Origin of the sequence: Lentzea sp. CC55, from assembly GCF_021056325.1 — a bacterium.
GTDB lineage: Bacteria > Actinomycetota > Actinomycetes > Mycobacteriales > Pseudonocardiaceae > Lentzea > Lentzea jiangxiensis.
The window spans coordinates 18,263-39,766 of sequence record NZ_JAJCXE010000014.1; the positions used below are offsets into that span (position 1 = coordinate 18,263).

A 21,504-nucleotide genomic window follows, 5' to 3' on the forward strand; every position below is an offset into this window, starting at 1 on the left:
CTGAGCAGCGGGCTCAGTAGCCGGGCGCCGGCGGAGGTGGCGCGGACTGCGGCGTCCGCGCGGTCCCCGAAGCGGGGGGCGTGCTCGGCTGACCGCTGCTCCTGCTGTTGTTCTGCGCCTTGCCGCCGGTGATCTTGGCGCCGTTCGGGGCGGTGACCCACCACACGCCGCCCTTCCCCTGCCCCTTCATGTCACCGGCCGCCCTGTCCTCGGCGTAGGTGTACTGCGGCCAGCCCTGGATGGTGAGCTGCTTGGTGCCGTCGGGCCTGGTCAGAACACCCATGGAGATGGGGTCCACACCGGTCGCCATCGGCGTCTTGTCCGCGGGCACCGGCTTCCACGCCTTCGCGCACTCGCCCTCGCAGTTCGACTTGGACGGCTTGGGAACGTCCTTGTCGTAGCGGTACAGGGGCAGTCCGTCGGCGTCGGTGACGAACCAGCCCATCTGGTCGGTGTTCGCGATGAAGTACATGTTCATGCCGCCCAGATCAGCGGGTTTCGCCTGCAAGCCGCCCGTCGCGGCCCCTCCGGGAGGGGTCTGGGTGCTACCGCACGCCGTGAGGCTCACAGCCAGTGCCGCGAGAGCGGTGATGGCTTGACCACGTCGCATCGGCAGGTCCTTTCTCGGCTTGGGTACCGAGGAGTACGGACACGATCCGGCAACGGTTCACGAACTTCGTGAGGAATATTTGCCTCTCGACTTGAGACGGTTGGTAGGGCAAGGATGTCCCCCGTGGCGCGGCATAGACGTCAACGCGAGTTAGACGAACAATCACCAAGACCGGGGTCTCTCGAAGAAGAGTTGATCCGTCGGCTGTACGAGGAATTCGGCAGCGCCCTGCTGGGACACTGCATGAGGTTGACGGGCCACGATCGACAGTGGGCCGAGGACATCGTGCAGGAAACCCTGGTCAGGGCATGGCGCAACGCCGAAAAGCTCGAACGTGACCCCGTGCTCCTGCGGTCGTGGTTGTTCACGGTGGCAAGGCGGTTGGTCATTGACGACAGGCGTAAGAGAAGCGTCCGTCCGCAGGAGTTCGAACTGACCCCTTCGGACGAGTCGCCCTCCGGCGGCGAAGAGGACCGCACCCTCGCGGCGATCGTCGTGGCGGAGGCGATGAACGGTCTCTCCGAGGAACACAGGGAGGCTATTCTCGAAACATATCTGCGGGACCGCACCGTCGGTGAGGCCGCGGCGGCATTGGGTGTGCCTCCGGGGACGGTCAAGTCGAGGGTGTACTACGCGCTCCGTGCGTTGCGGCGTGCGTTGCACGATCGGGGAGAGACGCGGTGACAACGGCACCAGATCACCTCGACGTAGCCGCCTACGTGCTCGGCATCCTCGATGCCGATGAGGTGGAGGCGTTCGAGAACCACCTGACCGAATGTCGGCGGTGCGCTCTTGACCTGCGCGACTTCGCGGTGGTGCCGGACCTCATCGACGAGGCCGACGCGGGCGGGATGCTGCGCGGGACAGCTCCGGAACGCCCCGACGGCAAGTCGGTGCGGGTGATGCTCGACGCCGTCGCGGCGCGCAGGAAGCGCCGGCGGTGGTTCGTCGCCCAGGGTGTCGCGGCCGCCGCCGCCGGCATCGTGGCGGTGACGGCTGTCGTGACGACGCTCGTCGTGGGTGGCGGCGACGGCTCGAACCAGGCCGCGCCGAAGAACACCACCCCGACGTCCCAGACGCCGGTGGCGAACAACCGCAACGAAGCTTCGATGAAGGTCCAGCAGCAGGACCCCGGCAGCGGTGTCTTCACCAAGATCGCCGCGGAGGACACGCCGTCGGGGACGGCGATGGACATCGAGGTGAGCGGGATGACCGGCCCCGGAAGGGGCTCGCTCGTCGCCGTCGGGCGCACGGGCCGCGTCGCGCAGGTCACGTCGTGGTTCGCCCCCGAACCGGTGGCGGGTGACTCGAAGACCATCAAGCTGCAGGCGAACGTCGCCATGCGCTGGCACGAGATCGCGACCTTCCGGATCGTCGACGAGAACGGCAAGACGCTGCTCGAAGCCGTCGCCTCCTGACCGATCCCGGCACCAGACCGCTGCCCCCGCCGGATCCGTGAGATCCTGGGGGCAGTTGTCGTTTTCGGGGAAGGCTGTCTACGTGGCAATTGGCCCGTCAGCGGTCGAGCGCTGGCTCGATCTGTCCACAGAGGAGCTGCGCGCTCAGGTCTCGCGGCTCGTGTCCGCCCGGCTACCGGGTGATCACGCTGTGTGGCAGGCGATCCGGCGTCATCCAGCACTGGTCCCCCGCATCCGCGGCGTCCTCTCCGGACTCGCGGCCACGGCGGCCGGCAGCAAGGACGAGGCCATGCAGAAGGTCTGGATCTCCAACGCGCGCACCGCCCTGGACCAGACCACTCCCGCCCCGGTCAAGGTCGCGCGCAAACCGGTGGTTGAGCGGGCTCCCGCCGAGGAACCCGAACCGGTGATCGAGCTGCGGGAGCCCGAGCCGCGGCAGAAGCAACCCCACAAGGCCATTCCGACCATGCTCTTCCAGGAGCCCAGTTAGGAGCGCCCAGCCAGATGGTCGTCTTCGGATCGCTCATCTCGTTGTCAGGTCTGCTGATCCTGCTGCTGCGCGACGCACCGCTGGGCGGGCTGAGCCCCGCCGTGGCCGGCTGGGTGATGATCCCGCTCGGCCTGGTGTTCGTCGTGCTGGGCGTCCTGCGCCACCGCCGCAAGCGCGCGCAGGGGGCTCCCGGCCCGGTCGGCAACCCCGTGCAGCGGCTCAAGGCGCTGCCGCGGCTGTGGAGGACCTGGCGGAGCGGGAAGTACCCGGAGCTGCCGCGCAGCCAGGTCGTGATGTGGGCGGTGGCGCTGGTCTACCTCGTGTCGCCGATCGACGTCCTGCCGGAGTTCCTCCCCCTGATCGGTGTGACCGACGACGCGGGTGTCCTCGTGTGGCTGCTCAGCAGCCTCTCGGTGGCGTCGGGGTCATACCTGCGCTGGGAGAAGAAGCATGACGACCCTGCTCGCGGGATCGAGGCCGGCTGAGGCCTCCCGGCGCACGATCTCCGCGAGCCCCGGCGAGACCTCCGTCACGACCCGGAACCCCAGGCGCTCGTAGTAGGGCCGGTTCCACGGCACGTCCCGGAACGTCGTGAGCGTCACAGCGCGACCGGGACGGGTGACGTGTTCGATGAGCGCCGCACCGATTCCCTGGCGCGCGTGCGAGGGGTGCACGCTCACCTGGTGGATGTGCGTCACACCGTCGACGTCACCGACCGCGATGAACGCCACAGGCACGCCCTCGGCGCCGATGGCCACCCAGACCTCGTGTCCGGCCAGGTCGTCCAGGGGCATCGGGGCGCTGTCGGCGATGTCGGGCATGCCCACGTCGCGGAAGGGTTCACCGGAGGCTTTTTCGATCTGCCGGACGTACGGCAGTTCGTCTGGTTGGGCGAGACGGATCAACACGCCCGTCATCCTGGTAGGTCGGACGCGGACCCCGCAGCCCGATAACGTTAAAGTCCGACGTGATGCGAAATAAGACCGTGCGGGTCCTCCTGGTCGAGGACGACGACGGGGACGCCGTCCTCGTCGAGGCGCTGCTCGAAGAGGCGAGCGCGCCATTCGTGCTGTCACGCGCGGAAACGCTGGCGGAGGCCGAGCGGATGCTCTCCGACGCCGAGTGCGTGCTGCTCGACCTCGGCCTGCCCGACTCGCAGGGCCTCGCCGGACTGCACCGCCTGCTGGCCAAGCCGAACGCACCGGCGATCCTGGTGCTGACGGGTCTCGACGACGAGCGCGAGGGCATCGACGCGGTCGCGGCGGGCGCCGAGGACTACCTCATCAAGGGCAAGGTCGACGGCGAGCTGCTGCTGCGCGGCGTCCGGTACGCGGTCGAACGCCGCCGCGCCGAGGACGCCCAGCGCAAGCTGCGCGAGGTCGAGCTGCTGGCCTCCGAGCGGTCGCGCCTCGAACGCGGCCTGCTCCCTCCGGCGCTGCTGCAGAACTCGGACGTGGGCCTCGAAGTGCGCTACCAGCCCGGTGGCCAGCGGATGCTGCTCGGCGGCGACTTCTACGACGCGGTCGGCATGCCGGACGGCACCGTGCACGCCATCATCGGCGACGTCTGCGGCCACGGCCCGGACGAGGCCGCGCTGGGCGTCTGCCTGCGGATCGCGTGGCGCGCGCTGGTGCTCGCCGGCGAGCCGGCCGAGAAGGTGCTCAAGACGCTCGACCAGGTGCTCGTCGCCGAACGGCACGGCGACGGCATCTTCACCACGGCATGCATGGTCTCGGTGGCGCCGGACCGGCGTTCGGCGCGCTACTTCCTCGCCGGGCACCCCGAACCGCTGCTGGTCACCGGCGAGGAGATCGTCGAACTGCCCCGGGCGAAGGTCGGCGTCCCGCTGGGCGTGCTGCCCGACTACGCGTGGACCGGCGTGGACGTGCCGCTGCCGGCCGGCTGGTCGCTCGCCTGCTACACCGACGGCCTGATCGAGGGCCGCGTGCCCGACGACGTCGACCGGCTCGGCGTCGAGCGCCTCTGCGAGATCCTCGCCAGACATCTGCGCAACGGTCCCGCCTGGGTGGACCCCGTGATCGCGGAGGTGACGGAGCTCAACGGCGGGCCGCTCGACGACGACGTGGCCATCCTGCTGCTGAAGGACGGAAAGTGAAGCTGCCGCAATCGGCGCCGGCGAGCCGGCTGATGGCCGGGATCGTGGCGGTCCTGCTGGTCATGACCGCGGTGGTGATCTCGTCCACCGTCATCGCGCTCGACTCGCTCGGTGGCGCGAGGTCGCGGCAGGTCGACCAGATCGAGCCCGCCGCCCGGCGCGCGAACGACCTGAACCGCGCACTGCTCGACCAGGAGACCGGCGTGCGGGGCTTCGTCCTCACCACGCAGGACGACTTCCTGACGCCCTACCTCGAGGGCCAGAAGGCCGAGGAGGAGGCCGCGCGGGACGTGCGCGCCCTGATCGGCGACCCCGGGGGCCGGGTGGCCCTCATCGAGGACCTGGCCCGGCAGTGGCGCGCGGAGTACGCGACGCTCACGATCACCGCCGCCCGGCCCGGCCTCACCCCCGGTCCCGGTGGCGACATCGAGCGCGGCAAGGTCCTGTTCGACCAGATCCGCACCGAGCTGACCGCGCTGCGGGGCGACATCCTGGAGCTGAGCCGGCAGACGCGCGACGAGCTGCAGCACGCGGCGAGTGTGGTGTTGTGGCTGGTCATCGGCATGGGCGTGCTGCTCGTGGCGGTGATCGGCGGTCTCTCGCTGCTGCTGTACCGGCTGCTGATCGCGCCCCTGGCGGAGCTCGCCGACCACACCCGGCAGGTGGCGTCCGGCGACTTCGAGCACGAGATCGACGTGAACGGCCCGCGCGAGACCGTGCAGCTCGGCGAGGACGTCAACGCCATGCGGCGCCGGATCGTGCAGGAGCTCGCGACGCTCGAAACGGCGAAGACCGAGCTGCAGCGGTCCAATTCGGAGCTGGAGCAGTTCGCCTACGTCGCCTCGCACGACCTGCAGGAGCCGTTGCGCAAGGTGGCGTCGTTCTGCCAGCTGCTGCAGCGGCGCTACGGCGGCCAGCTCGACGAGCGGGCCGACCAGTACATCGGCTTCGCGGTGGACGGCGCCAAGCGCATGCAGGTGCTGATCAACGACCTGCTGGCGTTCTCCCGCGTCGGCCGGATGACCCGCGAGCAGACCCTGGTCGACCTGAACGTCCTCGTGCAGCAGGTCCTGGACAGCTACTCCGACCGCGTCGAGGAGACCGGTGCCCGAGTGGAGATCGCGGACCTGCCCTCCGTGCGCGGTGAGGCGTCCCTGCTCAGCGCGGTCTTCCAGAACCTCATCAGCAACGCACTGAAGTTCAAGGGCACCGAGGCGCCGGTGATCACCCTCGGCGTCGAACGCGACGACGAGATGTGGAAGTTCACGGTCAGGGACAACGGCATCGGCATCGAGCCGGAGTACGCTGACCGGATCTTCGTCATCTTCCAGCGCCTGCACCCGAAGGACGCCTACCCGGGCACGGGCATCGGACTGGCGATGTGCCGGAAGATCGTCGAATACCACGGCGGGACCATCTGGCTGAAGACCGACGTGGACTCCGGAACCACCTTTGAGTTCACGCTGCCCGTGGTACCCGAGCTCGTCGCCCAACCCGAGGAAGTACATGTCTGAGTCACCGCTGAACGTGATCGACGTCCTGCTCGTCGAGGACGACCCGGGCGACGCCCTCATGACCCAGGAAGCGTTCGAGCACCACAAGATCCGCAACAAGCTGCACGTGGTGAAGGACGGTGTGGAGGCGCTCGAGTTCCTGCGCCGCGAGGGCCAGTACGCCAACGCGCCGCGGCCGGGCCTGATCCTGCTGGACCTGAACCTGCCCCGCAAGGACGGCCGCGAGGTGCTGAGCGAGGTCAAGGCGGACGCCGAGCTGCGCTCCATCCCCGTCGTGGTGCTGACCACCTCGGAGGCCGAGGAGGACATCCTGCGCAGCTACAGCCTGTACGCGAACGCCTACGTCACCAAGCCGGTGGACTTCGACCGGTTCATCGAGGTCGTCCGCCAGATCGACGACTTCTTCGTCACCGTGGTGAAGCTGCCCCGCTGATCACGGCGGCGCTGAAGTCCAGGCACGACCGGCAGATCCGCGCCTCCGCGCCGGAGAAGACAGGTGCGGTCCCGCTGCAGAAGGAGCAGTCGCCGAGCTCCCCCACCCGGGCCTCGGCGACGCAGACGTCGCAGATCACGGCGGCAGGTCCCGCCATCATCTTGTCCACGTCCGCGGCGACGCGCCCGCAGAACCAGCAGCGTTCGGTTCGCCTGGACTGCTCCACGATCTGGTGCACGCGCTGGTGGCTCATGCCCAGCGCTTCGGCGATCTCGCGCAGGGAGCCACCCGCTCGGTGCAGCCGCAGCACGGTGTGGTGGTAGACGGCCTTCGCGACGTCGGCCTGCTGCTGGGCAGCGGCCGAGGCGGTGCCCGCCTTCCGTGCCGCTGCCAGCAGCGCTTCGTCCAGGGTCATGGCGTCTACGGTAACTAGACGCGTCTATGCCCCCTAGACACTGTTCAGGTGAACTGGACGTCAGTCGACGCTCCGGACGATCACCGGTTCGTCATCGGCCTGCACGACCCATTCCTGGGGTTCGCGGGGTTCGGGGAAGACCGGCGCCCAGATTCCCGTGCCACCGGGACGGCGTCCCTTGCGCAACTCGAACTCTTCTCGCGTGGTCATGCACCTCGGCTACCCGATCGAGCGGAACGTATGCCCGACAGCATCGTCGTGATGGCGTCCATGACCCGCGACGTGGCCTCGTCCAGCACCTCCGCCGTCAACTCGCGGTCGTAGAGGTCGGACAGGTCCACGGGGGCGCCCGCGACGACCTCGATCCTCTTGCGGGGCAACAACCGAGGCAGGACCGAGCCCCGGGGCAGCAGGTCCTGCGTGCCCCACTCGGCGACCGGCACGACCGGCACGCGGGCCTCGAGGGCCATCCGCGCGACCCCCGACTTGCCCTTCATCGGCCAGCCGTCCGGGTCGTTCGTGAAGGTGCCCTCCGGGAACGCCATCACGCACCTGCCCTCGCGCAGCGCCTCCACGGCGGGCTTGAGCGCCTCCGCGGCCTTCACGGTGCCTCGTTCGACGGGGATGTGCCCGCCGGACCGCATGACCCGGCCGACGAGCGGCAGGCGCCACAGGGAGGCCTTGGCGAGCACCCGCGGCACCCGGTTCGACAGGAGCGCGAACACGACGGCCGCGACGGCGTCCGCGTTCGACAGGTGGTTGAACGCGAGCACCACGCCGCCGTTGCCGGGGACGTGGTGCCTGCCCCGCACCCGCAGCCGCACGAACAGCACGACGACGGGCCACAGGACGTCGATCGCCAGCGAGAACCAGAAGCCCCTGCCCCTGCGGGGGATCTTCCAGGTCCAGGCGGCCAGCTGAAGCGGTGTCACGCCGTGTATTCGAGCACGCCGGCGTTCTCAGTTCGGGTCAATTCGCCACGTTCGACGAGAACGTCGAGGTGAGCGGCCGTCTCGCCGACGGCCAGCACCTGGTTGAACATGTCGAGGTCGTCGAACCGGCGCTGGCGGCGGGTCCAGCCGATCTTGCGGGCGGTCTCGAACGCGCTGCCCGCGACGGCCTTGCCGATCTCCTCCAGGCGCTGCTCGTGGAACCGCAGCAGCTCGTCGACGCGCGCGTGCGAGCTGTCGGTCACCGGGCCGTGCGCGGGCAGCAGCCGCAGGTCCGGCAGCTCGCGGGTCAGGCGCAGCGAGGTCATGTAGTCGCCGAGCGGCAGCTCCGGCCGCAACGGCTCGAAGCCGATCGACGGCGTGATGTGCGGCAGCACGTGGTCGCCGGAGAACAACACCTTCGCGGTGTGGTCGACGAACACGACGTGGCCACGCGTGTGACCGGGCGTCGGAACAATTTCCAGCTCGCGGTGCTCGAGGCCGACGGTGCCGCGGACGAGCCACTCGTCGGGCTCCTCGTAGTCGCGCAGCGCCTCACCGCGGTCAACCCGGTGCATGATCTCGACCCACGTCTCCGCCAGCTCCGCCGCACCCCATTTGCGCAGGTCCGACACGTGCTGGTCGTCCTGGCCGTGCAGCATGTGCCGCAACGACGGCTGCTCGCCCAGGCCCAGCCCGATCCTGCTGCCGAACAGGCGGCGCAGCGACACCGCCATCGTGAAGTGGTCGCGGTGGACGTGCGTGACGAGGAACCGCCGGATGTCCTCGAAGCCCTTGCCGAGCGTGCCGAGCGCCGCTTCGAGCTGGTCCCTCGCCTCGTCGAGCGCCCAGCCCGAGTCGATCATGACGAGCCCGTCGCCGTCCTCGATCGCGTAGACGTTGACCGCGCGCAGCCCGTCGTTCGGCAGCGGCAGCGGAATGCGGTGCACACCTGGTGCCACCTCGAACGCGCCCGGCTCACTCCACACGCTCGCCCACCTCGTCGTTAGCGACAGCAACTAATTCTTACCGGATAGTAACCCTGTATTCGGGGTGCTTGTCGATGTACTTCGCCACGAACGGGCACAGCGGGGAGATCTTGCCACCACGGGCCAGGACGTCGTCCAGGGCGAACTTCGCGAGCTGTCCCCCGAGGCCCTGACCGGCGTAGGCGTCGTCGACCTCGGTGTGCACGAGCGCCAGGACGCCGGAGACGTCGCGGTACTCCAGGAAGCCGGCGAGCTTGCCGTCGACGTGGACCTCGTAGCGGCTCTCGGCTTCATTTTTGGTGACCATGTCAACCATCTTGCACCGGACGGATGGAAAATGACGGGCATGGACGTCTACCTGCTGATCCTGGGTGACCACCTGCCCAACCCCTGCACGGGCGAGGAGGTGTCGCAGGCCGACCGGCTGCGCGCGATGGTCGAGCAGGCCGTGGTGGCCGAGGAGGCGGGGTTCGCGGGCGTCGCGATCGGCGAGCACCACTTCACGCGCTACATCGTGTCGGCGCCGGAATTGCTGCTGGCGTCCGTGGCGGCGCGGACGTCCACGCTGAAGCTCTCGACCGGGGTGACGCTGCTCGCCCACCGCGACCCGGTGCTGGTGGCGGAGGCGCTGGCGACGCTCGACGTGCTGTCGCGGGGGCGGGCGGAGCTGATCGTGGCGCGCGGGGTGGACCAGCAGACCGACGCGGCGTTCGGTGTGCAGCCCGGTGAGCTGCGGGCGCGGTTCGAGGAGCACCTGCGGTTGCTGCTCAAGCTCCTCGAGGAGCCGGAGGTGAGCTGGGACGGCAAGTTCCGGGGGCAGCTCAGCGAGGTGACGACGACGCCGCGGCCGGTGCAGACGCCGCGGCCGGCGGTGTGGATCGGGTCGGGGTCGGCGGTGTCGGCGGACCTGGGCGCGGAGCTCGGGATGCCGCTGATGCTGCCGTCGACGTTGCGGGACCCGTCGATCTACCGCGAGGTGGTGCAGCGCTACCGCGAGCGCTTCCCCGGTGGGCGGGTGGGCGTGCCCAGCCACGTGTTCGTGGCGGACGAGGACGCGCGGGAGCGGTGGCGGCCGCACCTCGCCGAGTACGCGCGGTTCGCGGACCCGTGGCGCGGGGACGGCGACATCGATGTCGACGCGCTGATGGACGGTGCGGCGGTGTGCGGGACGCCGGACGAGGTGGCAGGGCGGCTCAACGCGCTGGCGGAGCTGCTGTCCATCGACACGCACCTGGTGATGGTGGACATCGGTGGCATGCCGCACGAGTCGGTCGTCGAGACGATCCGGCTCTTCGGCGCCGAGGTGCTCCCGAAACTTGTTTAACGCGCTCGGTGCCAAGGGTTAACACGGGTTCGGCAGCATGGGAGTCGTGGGCATCACGGTCATCGGCATCACGCATCCAGAGCAGGTCGGGGCGCTCCCCGGAGGCACGAACGTGCTGGTGCTCGCCGATGACGGCACGTTCGCCGACGAGTTCCTCGAAGCGGACCACGGTGCGCACCAGCTGGTGGTGCGGTCGTTCGGACGTGGTTCGGCGTTCTTCGGGGTGGCGGACAAAGCACGTGAACTGGGCGCGGATCGGGTCCTCTTCGGTGGTGCGCACGACACCGCCGCCTCCTTCACCACCGGGGAGGACCCCGTGCTCGTGCTGGGGGTGCGTCCGCCCGGCGGGCCGATCGCGTGCACCGCGGCGTTCCTCGACTGGCTGGACCGCTGGCCCCGGCCGGCGAACGCCTACCACGGCGACGTGGACCACTGGCTCGCCGCCAACGCCTTGAGGGAAGGTCTCCGCGTCGAACTGGTTTCATGGCGGATGGAACCGACCGTCCCCTTGCGACGGAAGTTGACGGCTTAGTCATCCGAAGGCGGAAGACAGTGCACCGCCGGTGAAATAACGTTCCTCTCGCGGCCACGCGACGCGTACGCACCGGAGCTGAGAGTTCTCTCAGCGTGTTCCGCCGGGGGTGGGGGCACACTGGTTCAGGGTTCTTCTCAGGGGAGAACCCGATCCCGCGTGCGACGGCGTCGCCGATGATGGTGCGCACAAGAGAGCCACAGAGGGGAACAAAGGGTGAGCGCGTCCGATGGAGTCGCGGCCAGAGCCGTCGACGTTTGGAAGTCCTACGGGTCCGGCGATGCCGCCGTGACCGCGCTCGCGGGGGTGAGCGTCGACCTGGAGAAGTCCAGGTTCACCGCGATCATGGGCCCGTCGGGGTCGGGCAAGTCCACGCTGATGCACTGCCTGGCAGGCCTGGACGACGTGACGCGGGGCGAGGTGTGGGTCGGTGGCACGAAGGTGACCGGCTTGAAGGACCGCGGGCTGACGGAGCTGCGGCGCGACAAGGTCGGTTTCATCTTCCAGCAGTTCAACCTGCTGCCGACGCTGACGGCGGAGGAGAACATCACGCTGCCGCTCGCGATCGGCGGCAGGAAGGTCGACAGGGACTGGTTCGACGTCGTCGTCGACACGGTGGGTCTGAGGGACAGGCTGACCCACCGGCCGACGCAGCTGTCGGGCGGTCAGCAGCAGCGCGTGGCGTGTGCGCGCGCGTTGGTGTCACGGCCCGAGGTCGTGTTCGCCGACGAGCCGACCGGCAACCTGGACTCGCAGTCCGGCGCCGAGGTGCTCGCGTTCCTGCAGCGGTCCGCCCGTGAGTTCGGGCAGACGATCGTGATGGTCACGCACGACCCGAACGCCGCTTCGTACGCCGACCGCGTCATCTTCCTCAAGGACGGCAACATCGTCCGCGAACTGCTGTCGCCGTCCGCGGAAGAGGTCCTCGACACCATGAAGCACCTCGACGGCGTCGTGGTGCCGCATGTTTAAGGCGACCATCAAGAGCTTGCTGTCGCGCAAGCTCAGACTTGTGCTGTCCGCGCTCGCCGTCGTGCTGGGCGTGATGTTCGTGTCCGGTTCGTTCGTCCTGACGGACACGCTGCAGAGGTCGTTCACCGACCTGTTCTCGTCGGCCTTCGCAGGCGTGGACGTGTCGGTGTCGCCGAAGCAGGAAAAGGGCAAGCAGCCCGAACCGCTGACGCCGCAGGCGATCGCGGACGTGAAGTCGGTGCCGGGCGTGGCGTCGGCCGTCGGTGACGTGCAGGGGTCCGCGCGGCCGATCGGCAAGGACGGCAAGGTCATCACGACGTCGGGCTCGCCGCGGTTCGGTTTCAACTGGACCGGTACGGGCCAGGAGAAGATCCGCGACGGCAGGGCGCCGCAGGCCGAGAACGAGGTCGCCGTCGGCGGGTTCCTCGCGACCACGGGCGGTTTCCGGGTCGGCGACGACATCGCGCTGCTGACGCTGGAGCCCAAGAAGACGTTCAAGATCACGGGCGTCTACGAGTACGCGGGCGGACGCGACTCGCTCGGCGGCGAGCTGTCGGTGGCGTTCACCGAGCCCGTCGCGCAGCAGCTGTTGCTGGGCAAGAAGGACGTGTTCTCCGGCATCACCGTCACGGCGGCGCAGGGCACGTCCGACGACGCGCTGCGGGACGCCGTCGCCGCCGAGCTCGGCTCCGGCTACGACGTCAAGACCGGTGCGGTGCTCGCGAAGGAGCAGGCCGACCAGATCAACGAGGGCCTGAAGTTCTTCAACTACGTGCTGCTCGGGTTCGCCGGCATCGCGTTGTTCGTCGGCATCTTCATCATCCTGAACACGTTCTCCATCATCGTCGCGCAGCGCACGCGGGAGCTGGCGCTGCTGCGGTCGATGGGCGCCTCGCGCGGCCAGGTCATCGGGTCCGTGGTGCTGGAGGCGTTGGTGATCGGCCTGATCGCCTCGGTCGTGGGTCTCGCGGCGGGCGTCGGCATCGGCGCGTTGCTGGCGAAGATCTTCAGCTCGGTGGGCGGCACCAGCCTGCAGCTCGCGGGGATCGGCGTGCCGATGTCGGCGGTCATCTCGTCGTTCGCGGTGGGCATGATCGTCACCGTGGTCGCCTCGGTCATGCCCGCGCTGCGGGCGTCGCGGATCGCGCCGGTGGCGGCGATGCGCGAGGCGGCGACGCCGGACCGGCCGCTCACCAAGATCACGATCACCGGTGCGCTGGTGGCCGCCGCGGGTGGCACGTCGCTCGCGTTCGGCTTCACCCAGGCCTCGCTGCCGTTGATCTTCGGCGGCATCCTGGTGGCGTTCGTCGGTGTCGCACTGCTGACGCCGATCCTGTCGAAGCCGATGGTGTCGCTGATCGGCCGGCTGCTGTCGTGGTCGATGCCGGGGCTGCTGGGTCGCCGCAACTCCGCGCGCAACCCGCGGCGCACCGCGATCACCGCGGCCGCGCTGATGGTCGGCATCTCGCTGATCACCGGTGTGAGCGTGGTGCTGACGTCGGCGACCAAGTCGATCGAGAAGCTGGCCTCCGGGCAGCTGCAGACCGACCTGATCATCTCCGGCGAGGGCCAGGTGGAGGGCCAGCCGGCGACGTTCCGGCGCGACGTGCTGGCGAAGGTCGAGAAGACCGACGGCGTGAGGTCGGCGTTCGGCTGGTCGCAGGACGGCGTGCTGCAGGGTGAGGACCAGCGCTTCGCGGTCGCCGTGACCGACGTGACCGCGCTGGAGGAGATGTTCGCCCTCAAGCCGAAGTCCGGTGACATCGCACCGCTGCGGGACGACCAGATCGGCCTGCCGGAGGACCTCGCGACCGAGAAGAACTGGGTGGTCGGCAGCACCGTCACGCTGCAACTGGCCAAGGGCGAGCCCCGCACGTACACGGTGGCGTTCATCTGGGCCAAGTCGCAGGTGCTGCAGGGCGCGCTGGTGCTGCCGGAGTCGGCGGCCGGGGAGTTCCGGTCCGACCAGATCAGCCAGGCCTTCGCCAGGGTGCAGCCGGGGACGAGCGTGGCGGACGTGCAGAAGCGGGTCGAGCCGTTGTTCGCGGACAACCCGGAGATCACCGTCCAGGACCGCAGCGGGTTCGTGAAGCAGACGACCTCGCAGTTCGACACGGTCCTGCTGATGATCCAGATCCTGCTGGCGCTGGCGATCCTGATCGCCGTCCTCGGCGTCATCAACACGCTGGCGCTGTCGGTGATCGAGCGGACCCGCGAGCTGGGCCTGCTGCGCGCCATCGGCATGCGGCGGGCGCAGGTGATGCGGATGATCACCGTCGAGTCGGTGGTGATCTCGGTGTTCGGTGCGGTGCTCGGCCTCGCGGTCGGTCTCGCGCTCGGCGCCGGCACCGTGCAGGCGCTGAAGGACCAGGGCATCTCGGAGATCGGGATCCCGTGGATGACGATGGTCCAGTACCTGGTGGTGGCGGCGTTCGTCGGCGTGGTCGCCGCGATCCTGCCGGCCATCCGGGCCGCGCGCCTCAACGTGCTGGACGCGATCGCCTACGAGTGAGCCGGTGGGGAGGGGCTGTGCCGGGCCGTCGCGCTGTCCGGCACAGCCCCTTTCCTCACGCGTGGGGGCAGGTGTCCCGGTAGGCGCTGATGAGCGTGTTCGGCGCGGGGGCCGGGCACAGGAACTGGTCGTACCGCAGGTCGTCGTCGACGAACCGCTTGAGCCACGACAGCGTGTACTTGCGCACCGTCACGTTGTCGCTGCGCGGTGCCGAGTGGTCACCGCCGCGCAGTTCGAGGAACGCCTTGTCCGGCGCGGCCGTGATCGAGTTGTAGAACGGCGTCGAGTGCTGCGAGTTGGGCGCCGTCGGGTCGTTCTGACCGCCGAGCACCAGGGTCGGGACCTGGACCGTCGACCAGTTCTTGGTCGTGTGCCAGCCGGCCATCGGGATCGAGGCCTGCAACGCCGGGCGCGTCGCGGAGGCGCGCAGCGCTCCCCCGCCGCCCATCGAGTGGCCCATCACGGCGAGCCGCGAGGCGTCGACGCGGGGGTTGGTGCGGACGACGTGGTCCAGCGCCGCGAGCAGCTGACGGCCCCGGCTGTCCGGGTCGTCGAAGCCCGACAGGGTGTTGATGGTGATCACCACGAAGCCGTAGGACGCGAGGCGCGGGCCGAAGTGCGCGATCGACGACTGGGTGGCGGTGAAGCCGGGGGACACGGCGACCGCGCCGAACGTGAGGTCGCTGGTCGGGGTGTAGACGGTGCCGCCGCCGAAGTTCGACTGGCGGGCGACGGCCGCGGACGTCACGGCGAACGTGCCCCGGGAGGCTTCGACGGAGGCGGCCGTGGGTGCGGGGCCGCGTTCGTGGGGGTTGGCCGCCGCGGTGGCGACGGCGGGGGCGGTGGCTGGGATCAGCGCCAGGACCAGCGCCGCAAGCACAGTTTTGACGCGCACGACGAAGACACCTCTAATGGTTGCAGGGTAACCAAAAGCGACGGCGGGGCTCACGCTACCGCCCGGTAGCCCGGAACGGATTCGGCCACTCGGATGGTTACCGGGACATTTCGACGGTGTTCGACGGGTGTTCGCGAAAGCGACCTCCGTCACCCAGCGCAGCGGACCGGGACGTTGTCGTCCTGTCCGGTCACCGTAGAAGCGGTATGCGGCGGCTCGGACGGAGCACGAGGGTGACCTATGCCCACCCGCAGACAGTTCCTCGTCCTGAGCTCCACGGCGGCACTCACCGGTCTGCTGTCGGAGACTCCGGCGTCCGCGGCGCAGACCGCGCAGCCGTACGCGTCCTATTGGCACCCCTCGACGATCCTGGACTGGGACCCGTCGACGGACCGGGACGCGAGGTACAACCGCAGCACGGTGCCGCTCGCGAAGCGCGTCGTCCCGGCCAGACCGGCCAACGCGCACGCGCGTCCTGGCGAAGCCAGGGTGCAGGCGCTCGTGGCGTACGCGCCGACGAGCGGCAACCCCGCGCAGGGTTCGCTCGACATGAACTACTACGCCACGAACTACTGGCAGTACATCGACGAGCTGGTGTTCTGGGGCGGGTCCGCCTCCGAGGGCCTGATCCTCGCGCCGAACCCGACCGTCACCGACGCGGCGCACCGCAACGGTGTGCGGGTGATCGGCAACGTGTTCTTCCCGCCGACCGCGTACGGCGGTCAGCTCCAGTGGGTCCGCGACTTCGTGCGGCGCGAGGGCGACAGGTTCCCCGTGGCGGACAAGATGATCCAGGTCGCGCGCCACCACGGCTTTGACGGCTGGTTCCTCAACCAGGAGACCGCCGGCGGCGACGCCCGGCTGGCCGCTGACATGCGCGACTTCATCGTCTACCTGAAGAAGTCCGGCCTGCGGGTCATCTGGTACGACGCCATGACCGACACCGGCGGCGTCAGCTGGCAGAACGCCCTGACCTCGCGCAATCGGACGTTCTTCGAGCAGTCCGACGAGATGTTCCTCAACTTCTGGTGGAGCGCGCAGGGCCTCGCGAACTCGGCGGCGCTGGCGCGGCAGATGGGCCGCAGCCCGTACGACCTGGCGGCCGGTGTGGACGTGGAGGCGAACGGCTACAACACGAGCGTCGGCTGGGCCTCGGTCTTCCCCGAGGGGAAGCCGCACGTGACGTCGCTCGGCCTGTACCGTCCCGAGTGGACCTTCAAGTCCGCGTCGGGCCCCGCGGACTTCTACGCCCGCGACAACAGGTTCTGGGTCGGCCCGAACGGCGATCCGTCGAACACCACGACGACGGCGACCTGGAAGGGCATCGCGCACCACGTCACCGAGCTGACGCCGATCACGTCGCTGCCGTTCGTCACGAACTTCAACACCGGCCACGGCAGGAAGTTCGCCGTGAACGGGACGGTCCGCTCGACGCAGGCGTGGAACAACCTGTCGCTGCAGGACGTCCTGCCGACGTGGCGGTGGAGCGTCACCGGCGCCACCACGCCGGTCACGCCGTCGCTCGACTGGGACGACCCGTTCGACGGCGGCACCGCGCTGAAGATCACGGGCCCCCAGCAGTCCGCCGGCGACGTCCGCCTGTTCGCGACGGCGCTCGGGATCACCGGCTCCACCTGGTTCGAGGTCGTCCACCGCACCGGCACCGGCCCGTCCCGGCTGCAGGCGGTCCTGCGGTTCGGGACGACCGAGCGCGTCCTCGACCTCGGCGGGGCCGGCGGCGCGTGGCGGCGCAGCGCGTTCCCGCTCGGCGAGCACTCCGGCTCGACGCTGACGGAGATCTCGCTGCGGGTGCTGCCCGGTGCCGCGGTCACCGCCCTCATCGGCCGGATCGGGGTCACGAGCCCGGTCATGACACCGCCCGCCGCCCCGTCGCACGTCCGGGTCGAGCAGGTGAGCCGTGTCGACGCCACCGCGGTGTCGGCACGGCTCACCTGGACCCGCTCCCCCGGCGCGATCCGGCAGTACCGGGTCTACCGGGGGACGGGCTCCGGCCGGGTCTTCCTCGGCGGCACGCCGAACGACGCGTACTTCGTGCCCGCGATCGCGCTGGCGGCCGGCGAGACAACGCCGATCGAGGTGGAGGCCGTCAGCGAGGCGTTCGACGTCTCGGCACCGGCGCGGATCTCGCTCACTGGTACACCCTGACGTAGTCGAGCACCATGTCCTGCGGCAGCTGCGTCCCGGCCCCCGGCGGGCCGGGCCAGTCCCCACCCACCGCGTTGTTGATGATGATGAAGAACGGGTGGTCGTAGACCCACGGTCCGCGCGTCGTCTCCAGCACTTCCCGGTCGACGGTGAAGAACCTGGTGCCGTCCACGGAGAACGTCATGTGGCTGGAGTCCCACTCGACCGCGAAGGTCCGGAACGCCGACGACGCGGGCTGGCCGAGGTCGAGCGGTGAGCCGTAGCCGCCCGCGCCGAAGTACTGCGGGGCGTGCAGCGTCGAGTAGACCCGGTTCGGCTCCTTGCCGACGTGTTCCATGATGTCGATCTCGCCGGTGTAGGGCCACGGCCTGCGCTGGTCGAAGAAGTCCGCGCCGAGCATCCAGAACGCGGGCCAGAGCCCCTGCGTCGACGACACCTTGATGCGCGCCTCGACCCGGCCGTAGGTGAAGGTGAACTTGCCGTAGGTGTTGAGCCGCGCCGACGTGTACTGGCAGGTCGTGCTGCCGCTCACCGGGTCCACCGGGCACGCGCTGCCGGGCGTGACCTCACGGCGGGCCTGCAGCACCAGGTTGCCGTTGCCGTCGTGCCGGGCGTTGTTGTTGTTCGTGTAGTACTGCAGCTCGTTGTTCACGCCGGGCCCGACCTCCGGCTGCCACTTCGAGGCGTCCGGCCCGGTGCCCGCGGGGGCGTTGAACTCGTCCGACCACACCAGCCGGCCCGGGAACGACGGGTTCGGCGGCAGCGGAGGTGGCGTGACCGGCGCGCCGCCCGTGCCGTGGACCTGGAACTCCCACAACGAGTAGCCGTAGCCGTTCGACCTGGCCGTGCCGTACATCCGCACGTACCGGCCGGTGCCGCTGACCGTCAGCGTCTCCTTGAACCCGCGGCCGGTGGTGGTCGAGTAGATCTGCCGCCAGTTCACGTTGTCGTCGGAGACCTCCAGCCGGTACGCCGTCGCGAACGCCGGGTCCCACTGCAGCACGACCTTCGAGATCTGCGCGGGAGCGCCGAGGTCGACGGAGATCCAGCCGGGGTCGACCCAGCCGTTCGTCGGGCTCGTCGCCCAGCGCGTGGCGGGATCGCGGTCGAACGCCTTGGCGGGCGTGCACTGACCGCAGTTCGGGTCGTCCTGGAACGTCGACGCGGCACCGGTTTTGCCGTACGAGAGCAGGGTTTCCGCGCTGCCGCCGTCACGGGTGCCGAACACCTGGAACTCCCAAAGCGAGTATCCCCACCCAGTGGCGCGCTGGGTGAGGTCGAGGCGCACGTACCGGCCGGTGCCGGTGACCGCGAGCGTCTCGGTGCCGCCGGGACCGGTCGTCGTTCGACGAAGTTCCCGCCAGTTCGTGCCGTCGGGCGAGATGCTGAGGGTGTAGGCCCGCGCGCTCGCCGTCTCCCAGGCGAGGACCACCTGGTCGACACGGGCGGACGAGCCCAGGTCGATCTGGATCCACTGGGGGTCGCTGAACGTGCTCGACCACCGGGTGCCCGCGTCGCCGTCGACCGCGGCGGTCGCGGCGAAGGCGGCGTTCTCGCTGCTCGACGCGGTGACCGGGCGGTTCTGGGAGATCAGCGGACCGGCGGCGGACGCCTGGACGGGCACGACCAGCGCCGCCGCGACCACCGCCGCGGCGAACAGGGGGAGTCTTCCGCGTTGAAGCCTTCCTGACATGGGTGCTCCTGGTGCCGGAGAACGGGAGGTGAAGGCGAGAGAGCGCTCTCTTGCGACAGGGGATCAGAGCCGAGAGTCGGGGCACCGCCCACACCGTGTCAAGAAAACCGGGACTTCTGAACGTTTCTTGCGGATTGACGCCCGATCGCGGGCTGCGCCATGCTCGAAGGGCGTGAGAGCGCTCTCCCAATCCTGCTGCGGAGAGGAAAGCTTCAATGAGGAAGCCTCTGTTCCACATAGCCGCCGTCATCGGACTGATCGCCACGGCCCTCAGCGTTCCCGTTGCGGCGCAGGGGGAACCGGTGCGCGTCGCCGAGTTCCTCGCGGAATGCCCGATCAGCCACCGCCTGCCGGACGACCCGATCGTGCTGCCGAACCTGCCGGGCGCGTCCCACTCGCACGACTTCTTCGGCAACCGCTCGACCAACGCCCGCTCGAACCAGCAGACCCTCGAAGGCGCGACGGGCAACTGCAACCCGGTCTCCGACATCTCGTCGTACTGGGTGCCGACGCTGTACCGCGACAACACCGCGATCGCCCCCACCGGCGTCACCTTCTACTACCTCGGTGAGGGCGTGAACAACCCGGCGGCGATCCAGCCCACGCCGTACGGGCTCAAGATCGTGGCGGGCAACGCGAAGGCCACGGGCGACGCCGACAGCATCGCGCGCTGGTCCTGCCTGCACGCCGGGCACGTCAACCCGTCGAAGAACTTCGTGCAGTGCCCGGCCGGCACGATGCTCGAGACCTACCTGGACTTCCCGCAGTGCTGGGACGGCCGCAACCTCGACTCGTCCGACCACAAGTCCCACATGTCCTACCCGGTCGCGGGCGGCTGCCCGTCGAGCCACCCGGTGCCGGTGCCGAAGCTCCGCATGGTGCTGCGGTACCCGGTCAACGGCACCACCGCCGGTCTGCGGTTGTCCTCGGGCACGGGGCAGACGATGCACGGCGACTTCTTCAACGTGTGGCCGCGCGCCGAGATGGAACGCCGCGTCCGCAACTGCATCAACGTGGTGATCAAGTGCGACCACAACGGCAACCACGGATGACAGTGCTCCTGCTGGCAGGCCTTCTCACGGCCTGCCAGCAGGCTCCACCCCTCGCGGCTCCTCCACCACCAGCTCCGTCGAGCACCCAGAACGGTTACGGCGCAACGGAACGAGCGTTCGTCGAGCTGGCCATCGCCACCGACGAGCAGGCGCTCGAGCTGCTCGGCCCCACCGGCAGGGCGGAGCTCAGGGAGAATCGGATCACCGAGCTCACCGCGCTGCGCGAGCTGCTCGACGCGCCGTACGTGAACCACCACGCCGGGCACGACATGCCCGGGATGCCGACCGACGCCGAGATCCGGCTCGCGTCGACCGACCCGGTCGCGCGGGAGCAGTTCGTGCGCGCCCACCTCACCGAGTCGCTCGAGGTCATCCGGTCGGCCAGGCAGGCCGTCACCCACCCGCCCACCGCCGAGGTGGTCGCCCTGATGGAACGCCACCGCACGGCGGAACTGGCGGCCGGGTGAAGCGCGTGACGCTGGAGGAGGTCGCCCGCGTCGCCGGGGTGTCGCGCGCGACGGCGTCGAGGGTCGTCAACGGCGCCTCGACGGTCGACGAGACGCTGCGGCACGCGGTCGAGAAAGCCATCTCCAGCACCGGCTACCTGCCGAACATCGCGGCGCGCTCGCTGGTCACGCGCCGGGCCGACGCGATCGGGCTCCTGCTGCCCGACGAGCGCCGGATGCTCGGCGACCCGCACCTCGCGAGCGTCGTCAGCGGTGTCACCAGGGTCGTGCGGCCGCTGGGCGTGCACCTGGTGCTGATGATGACCGGGCCGGGCACGCGTGAGCAGGCGCTGAGCGACCTGCGGTGCGGGCGGCTCGACGGCGTGATCCTCGTGCACACCTACCCGTCCGACCCGGTGCCGCGGCAGCTGATCGCGGAAGGGTTGCCGGTCGTGCTGGCCGGCCGCCCGCTCGACCCGATGCCGATCACGTACGTGGACGTGAACCAGACGGCCGGTGCCACCCTGGCCGCGCGAAGGCTGAAGTCGTTGCGGTGCGGCAAGATCGCGACGATCACCGGACCGCAGGACACCCCGGCGGGCCAGGACCGGCTCACCGGGTTCCTCGCCGAGGTGCCGGACGCCGTGGTCGTGCACGGGGACTTCACCCGGCAGTCCGGCGCCGCCGCGATGGAGCAGCTGCTGCGCTGCTGCCCGGACGTCGACGGCGTCTTCATCGCCTCGGACCTCATGGCGAACGGCGCCATCCCCGTGCTGCACCGCGGTGGCCGCGAGGTGCCGGACGACGTGGCGGTCGTCGGGTTCGACGACAGCACCGCCGCGCTGACGTCCGAACCCGAGCTCACGACCGTCCGGCAGCCGATCAGCGACATGGCCGCGGAGATGGCCCGTCAGCTGCTGCGGCAGATCACCGAGCCGCGCTCCCCCGTCACGTCGGTGGTCTTCGAACCCTCGCTGGTGGTGCGGGACAGCGGCTGA

At 69.7% G+C, this 21,504-nt stretch carries 24 protein-coding genes; 15 read left to right on the top strand and 9 right to left on the bottom strand.

All coding sequences use genetic code 11. The annotated features are described in order from the left end of the window. Positions 1 to 13 precede the first annotated feature (13 nt). The gene (locus L6E10_RS09610; protein WP_236218894.1) at positions 14 to 610 is read right to left on the bottom strand and encodes a hypothetical protein; all 597 of its coding nucleotides are present in this window, start codon (positions 608 to 610) and stop codon (positions 14 to 16) included. Between the two features lie 114 nt (positions 611 to 724). On the opposite strand from L6E10_RS09610, the gene L6E10_RS09615 reads away from it, so the two are divergent. The 4 genes from L6E10_RS09615 to L6E10_RS09630 all read left to right on the top strand — a co-directional run bounded on the left by L6E10_RS09615 (position 725) and on the right by L6E10_RS09630 (position 3,003). Then, the gene (locus L6E10_RS09615) at positions 725 to 1,294 is read left to right on the top strand and encodes a sigma-70 family RNA polymerase sigma factor (protein ID WP_030468711.1); all 570 of its coding nucleotides are present in this window, start codon (positions 725 to 727) and stop codon (positions 1,292 to 1,294) included. Continuing rightward, complete coding sequence (locus L6E10_RS09620; protein ID WP_236218896.1) at positions 1,291 to 2,028, top strand: anti-sigma factor; 738 nt, start codon at positions 1,291 to 1,293, stop codon at positions 2,026 to 2,028. Before L6E10_RS09615 ends, L6E10_RS09620 begins: the two co-directional genes overlap by 4 nt. Before the next feature lie 82 nt (positions 2,029 to 2,110). Next, entirely contained in the window at positions 2,111 to 2,518 is a 408-nt protein-coding gene (locus L6E10_RS09625) for a hypothetical protein (RefSeq protein ID WP_236218898.1), read from the top strand. A 14-nt stretch (positions 2,519 to 2,532) separates the two neighbouring features. Next, positions 2,533 to 3,003 (top strand): YkvA family protein, encoded by a 471-nt coding sequence (locus L6E10_RS09630; protein WP_236218900.1) that lies wholly within the window; start codon positions 2,533 to 2,535, stop codon positions 3,001 to 3,003. Here L6E10_RS09630 and L6E10_RS09635 read toward each other — a convergent pair. Then, positions 2,944 to 3,435 carry a GNAT family N-acetyltransferase gene (locus L6E10_RS09635; protein ID WP_308102756.1) on the bottom strand — a complete coding sequence of 164 codons (492 nt, stop codon included), beginning with the start codon at positions 3,433 to 3,435 and terminating at the stop codon, positions 2,944 to 2,946. The genes L6E10_RS09630 and L6E10_RS09635 overlap by 60 nt on opposite strands. Positions 3,436 to 3,488: 53 nt before the next feature. On the opposite strand from L6E10_RS09635, the gene L6E10_RS09640 reads away from it, so the two are divergent. The 3 genes from L6E10_RS09640 to L6E10_RS09650 are packed head-to-tail and all read left to right on the top strand — an operon-like array spanning position 3,489 to position 6,581. After that, positions 3,489 to 4,634: a PP2C family protein-serine/threonine phosphatase gene (locus tag L6E10_RS09640; RefSeq protein ID WP_236218902.1), complete on the top strand. Its 1,146-nt coding sequence runs from the start codon at positions 3,489 to 3,491 to the stop codon at positions 4,632 to 4,634. Further along, a complete protein-coding gene (locus tag L6E10_RS09645) occupies positions 4,631 to 6,148 on the top strand; it encodes an ATP-binding protein (protein WP_308102758.1) in 1,518 nt (505 codons plus the stop codon). The genes L6E10_RS09640 and L6E10_RS09645 overlap by 4 nt, the downstream gene beginning before the upstream one ends. After that, the gene (locus L6E10_RS09650; protein WP_236218904.1) at positions 6,141 to 6,581 is read left to right on the top strand and encodes a response regulator; all 441 of its coding nucleotides are present in this window, start codon (positions 6,141 to 6,143) and stop codon (positions 6,579 to 6,581) included. Before L6E10_RS09645 ends, L6E10_RS09650 begins: the two co-directional genes overlap by 8 nt. Here L6E10_RS09650 and L6E10_RS09655 read toward each other — a convergent pair. Genes L6E10_RS09655 through L6E10_RS09675 form a run of 5 tightly spaced genes read right to left on the bottom strand, consistent with a single transcriptional unit; the run spans position 6,556 to position 9,221 of the window. Continuing rightward, the gene (locus tag L6E10_RS09655; RefSeq protein WP_236218906.1) at positions 6,556 to 6,996 is read right to left on the bottom strand and encodes a ClpX C4-type zinc finger protein; all 441 of its coding nucleotides are present in this window, start codon (positions 6,994 to 6,996) and stop codon (positions 6,556 to 6,558) included. The genes L6E10_RS09650 and L6E10_RS09655 overlap by 26 nt on opposite strands. Positions 6,997 to 7,056: 60 nt before the next feature. Beyond that, positions 7,057 to 7,206 (bottom strand): hypothetical protein, encoded by a 150-nt coding sequence (locus L6E10_RS09660; RefSeq protein ID WP_176960101.1) that lies wholly within the window; start codon positions 7,204 to 7,206, stop codon positions 7,057 to 7,059. After that, on the bottom strand, positions 7,203 to 7,928 hold the full coding sequence (locus L6E10_RS09665) for a 1-acyl-sn-glycerol-3-phosphate acyltransferase (RefSeq protein ID WP_236218908.1): 726 nt from the start codon (positions 7,926 to 7,928) through the stop codon (positions 7,203 to 7,205). The genes L6E10_RS09660 and L6E10_RS09665 overlap by 4 nt, the downstream gene beginning before the upstream one ends. Next, positions 7,925 to 8,914, bottom strand: a complete 990-nt coding sequence (locus tag L6E10_RS09670) for an MBL fold metallo-hydrolase (RefSeq protein WP_236218910.1) — start codon at positions 8,912 to 8,914, stop codon at positions 7,925 to 7,927. Before L6E10_RS09670 ends, L6E10_RS09665 begins: the two co-directional genes overlap by 4 nt. A gap of 37 nt (positions 8,915 to 8,951) precedes the next feature. Next, positions 8,952 to 9,221, bottom strand: coding sequence for a GNAT family N-acetyltransferase (locus L6E10_RS09675; RefSeq protein ID WP_236218911.1), 270 nt, complete (start codon positions 9,219 to 9,221; stop codon positions 8,952 to 8,954). A gap of 39 nt (positions 9,222 to 9,260) precedes the next feature. Here L6E10_RS09675 and L6E10_RS09680 point away from each other — a divergent pair, with 39 nt between their 5' ends. From L6E10_RS09680 to L6E10_RS09695, 4 genes are all read left to right on the top strand, one after another. Then, the gene (locus L6E10_RS09680) at positions 9,261 to 10,238 is read left to right on the top strand and encodes an LLM class flavin-dependent oxidoreductase (RefSeq protein ID WP_236218912.1); all 978 of its coding nucleotides are present in this window, start codon (positions 9,261 to 9,263) and stop codon (positions 10,236 to 10,238) included. Positions 10,239 to 10,284: 46 nt separating this feature from the next. Further along, a complete protein-coding gene (locus L6E10_RS09685; protein WP_236218913.1) occupies positions 10,285 to 10,770 on the top strand; it encodes a hypothetical protein in 486 nt (161 codons plus the stop codon). 216 nt (positions 10,771 to 10,986) lie between these two features. Then, positions 10,987 to 11,742: an ABC transporter ATP-binding protein gene (locus L6E10_RS09690; protein WP_236218914.1), complete on the top strand. Its 756-nt coding sequence runs from the start codon at positions 10,987 to 10,989 to the stop codon at positions 11,740 to 11,742. Next, positions 11,735 to 14,254, top strand: coding sequence for an ABC transporter permease (locus tag L6E10_RS09695; RefSeq protein ID WP_236218915.1), 2,520 nt, complete (start codon positions 11,735 to 11,737; stop codon positions 14,252 to 14,254). Before L6E10_RS09690 ends, L6E10_RS09695 begins: the two co-directional genes overlap by 8 nt. Before the next feature lie 55 nt (positions 14,255 to 14,309). Here the strand turns inward: L6E10_RS09695 and L6E10_RS09700 are convergent, their stop codons facing one another. After that, on the bottom strand, positions 14,310 to 15,149 hold the full coding sequence (locus L6E10_RS09700) for a dienelactone hydrolase family protein (RefSeq protein ID WP_236218916.1): 840 nt from the start codon (positions 15,147 to 15,149) through the stop codon (positions 14,310 to 14,312). A gap of 240 nt (positions 15,150 to 15,389) precedes the next feature. On the opposite strand from L6E10_RS09700, the gene L6E10_RS09705 reads away from it, so the two are divergent. Next, positions 15,390 to 17,315, top strand: a complete 1,926-nt coding sequence (locus tag L6E10_RS09705) for a hypothetical protein (RefSeq protein WP_236218917.1) — start codon at positions 15,390 to 15,392, stop codon at positions 17,313 to 17,315. On the opposite strand, the gene L6E10_RS09710 is transcribed toward L6E10_RS09705, so the two are convergent. Next, a complete protein-coding gene (locus L6E10_RS09710) occupies positions 17,299 to 19,008 on the bottom strand; it encodes a discoidin domain-containing protein (protein ID WP_236218918.1) in 1,710 nt (569 codons plus the stop codon). The genes L6E10_RS09705 and L6E10_RS09710 overlap by 17 nt on opposite strands. A 215-nt stretch (positions 19,009 to 19,223) precedes the next feature. Here L6E10_RS09710 and L6E10_RS09715 point away from each other — a divergent pair, with 215 nt between their 5' ends. The 3 genes from L6E10_RS09715 to L6E10_RS09725 are packed head-to-tail and all read left to right on the top strand — an operon-like array spanning position 19,224 to position 21,504. Beyond that, a complete protein-coding gene (locus L6E10_RS09715) occupies positions 19,224 to 20,060 on the top strand; it encodes a DUF1996 domain-containing protein (protein ID WP_090103771.1) in 837 nt (278 codons plus the stop codon). Further along, positions 20,057 to 20,527, top strand: a complete 471-nt coding sequence (locus tag L6E10_RS09720; protein WP_236218919.1) for a hypothetical protein — start codon at positions 20,057 to 20,059, stop codon at positions 20,525 to 20,527. Before L6E10_RS09715 ends, L6E10_RS09720 begins: the two co-directional genes overlap by 4 nt. A gap of 5 nt (positions 20,528 to 20,532) precedes the next feature. Beyond that, on the top strand, positions 20,533 to 21,504 hold the full coding sequence (locus tag L6E10_RS09725) for a LacI family DNA-binding transcriptional regulator (protein ID WP_236218920.1): 972 nt from the start codon (positions 20,533 to 20,535) through the stop codon (positions 21,502 to 21,504).

Bases quoted from the DNA above. Each gene is read 5' to 3' on its own strand.
- L6E10_RS09610 (WP_236218894.1), bottom strand. From the start codon at position 610: ATGCGACGTGGTCAAGCCATCACCGCTCTCGCGGCACTGGCTGTGAGC.
- L6E10_RS09615 (WP_030468711.1), top strand. From the start codon at position 725: ATGTCCCCCGTGGCGCGGCATAGACGTCAACGCGAGTTAGACGAACAA.
- L6E10_RS09630 (WP_236218900.1), top strand. From the start codon at position 2,533: ATGGTCGTCTTCGGATCGCTCATCTCGTTGTCAGGTCTGCTGATCCTG.
- L6E10_RS09635 (WP_308102756.1), bottom strand. From the start codon at position 3,435: ATGACGGGCGTGTTGATCCGTCTCGCCCAACCAGACGAACTGCCGTAC.
- L6E10_RS09640 (WP_236218902.1), top strand. From the start codon at position 3,489: ATGCGAAATAAGACCGTGCGGGTCCTCCTGGTCGAGGACGACGACGGG.
- L6E10_RS09650 (WP_236218904.1), top strand. From the start codon at position 6,141: ATGTCTGAGTCACCGCTGAACGTGATCGACGTCCTGCTCGTCGAGGAC.
- L6E10_RS09655 (WP_236218906.1), bottom strand. From the start codon at position 6,996: ATGACCCTGGACGAAGCGCTGCTGGCAGCGGCACGGAAGGCGGGCACC.
- L6E10_RS09660 (WP_176960101.1), bottom strand. From the start codon at position 7,206: ATGACCACGCGAGAAGAGTTCGAGTTGCGCAAGGGACGCCGTCCCGGT.
- L6E10_RS09675 (WP_236218911.1), bottom strand. From the start codon at position 9,221: ATGGTCACCAAAAATGAAGCCGAGAGCCGCTACGAGGTCCACGTCGAC.
- L6E10_RS09680 (WP_236218912.1), top strand. From the start codon at position 9,261: ATGGACGTCTACCTGCTGATCCTGGGTGACCACCTGCCCAACCCCTGC.
- L6E10_RS09695 (WP_236218915.1), top strand. From the start codon at position 11,735: ATGTTTAAGGCGACCATCAAGAGCTTGCTGTCGCGCAAGCTCAGACTT.
- L6E10_RS09705 (WP_236218917.1), top strand. From the start codon at position 15,390: ATGCCCACCCGCAGACAGTTCCTCGTCCTGAGCTCCACGGCGGCACTC.
- L6E10_RS09710 (WP_236218918.1), bottom strand. From the start codon at position 19,008: ATGTCAGGAAGGCTTCAACGCGGAAGACTCCCCCTGTTCGCCGCGGCG.
- L6E10_RS09715 (WP_090103771.1), top strand. From the start codon at position 19,224: ATGAGGAAGCCTCTGTTCCACATAGCCGCCGTCATCGGACTGATCGCC.
- L6E10_RS09720 (WP_236218919.1), top strand. From the start codon at position 20,057: ATGACAGTGCTCCTGCTGGCAGGCCTTCTCACGGCCTGCCAGCAGGCT.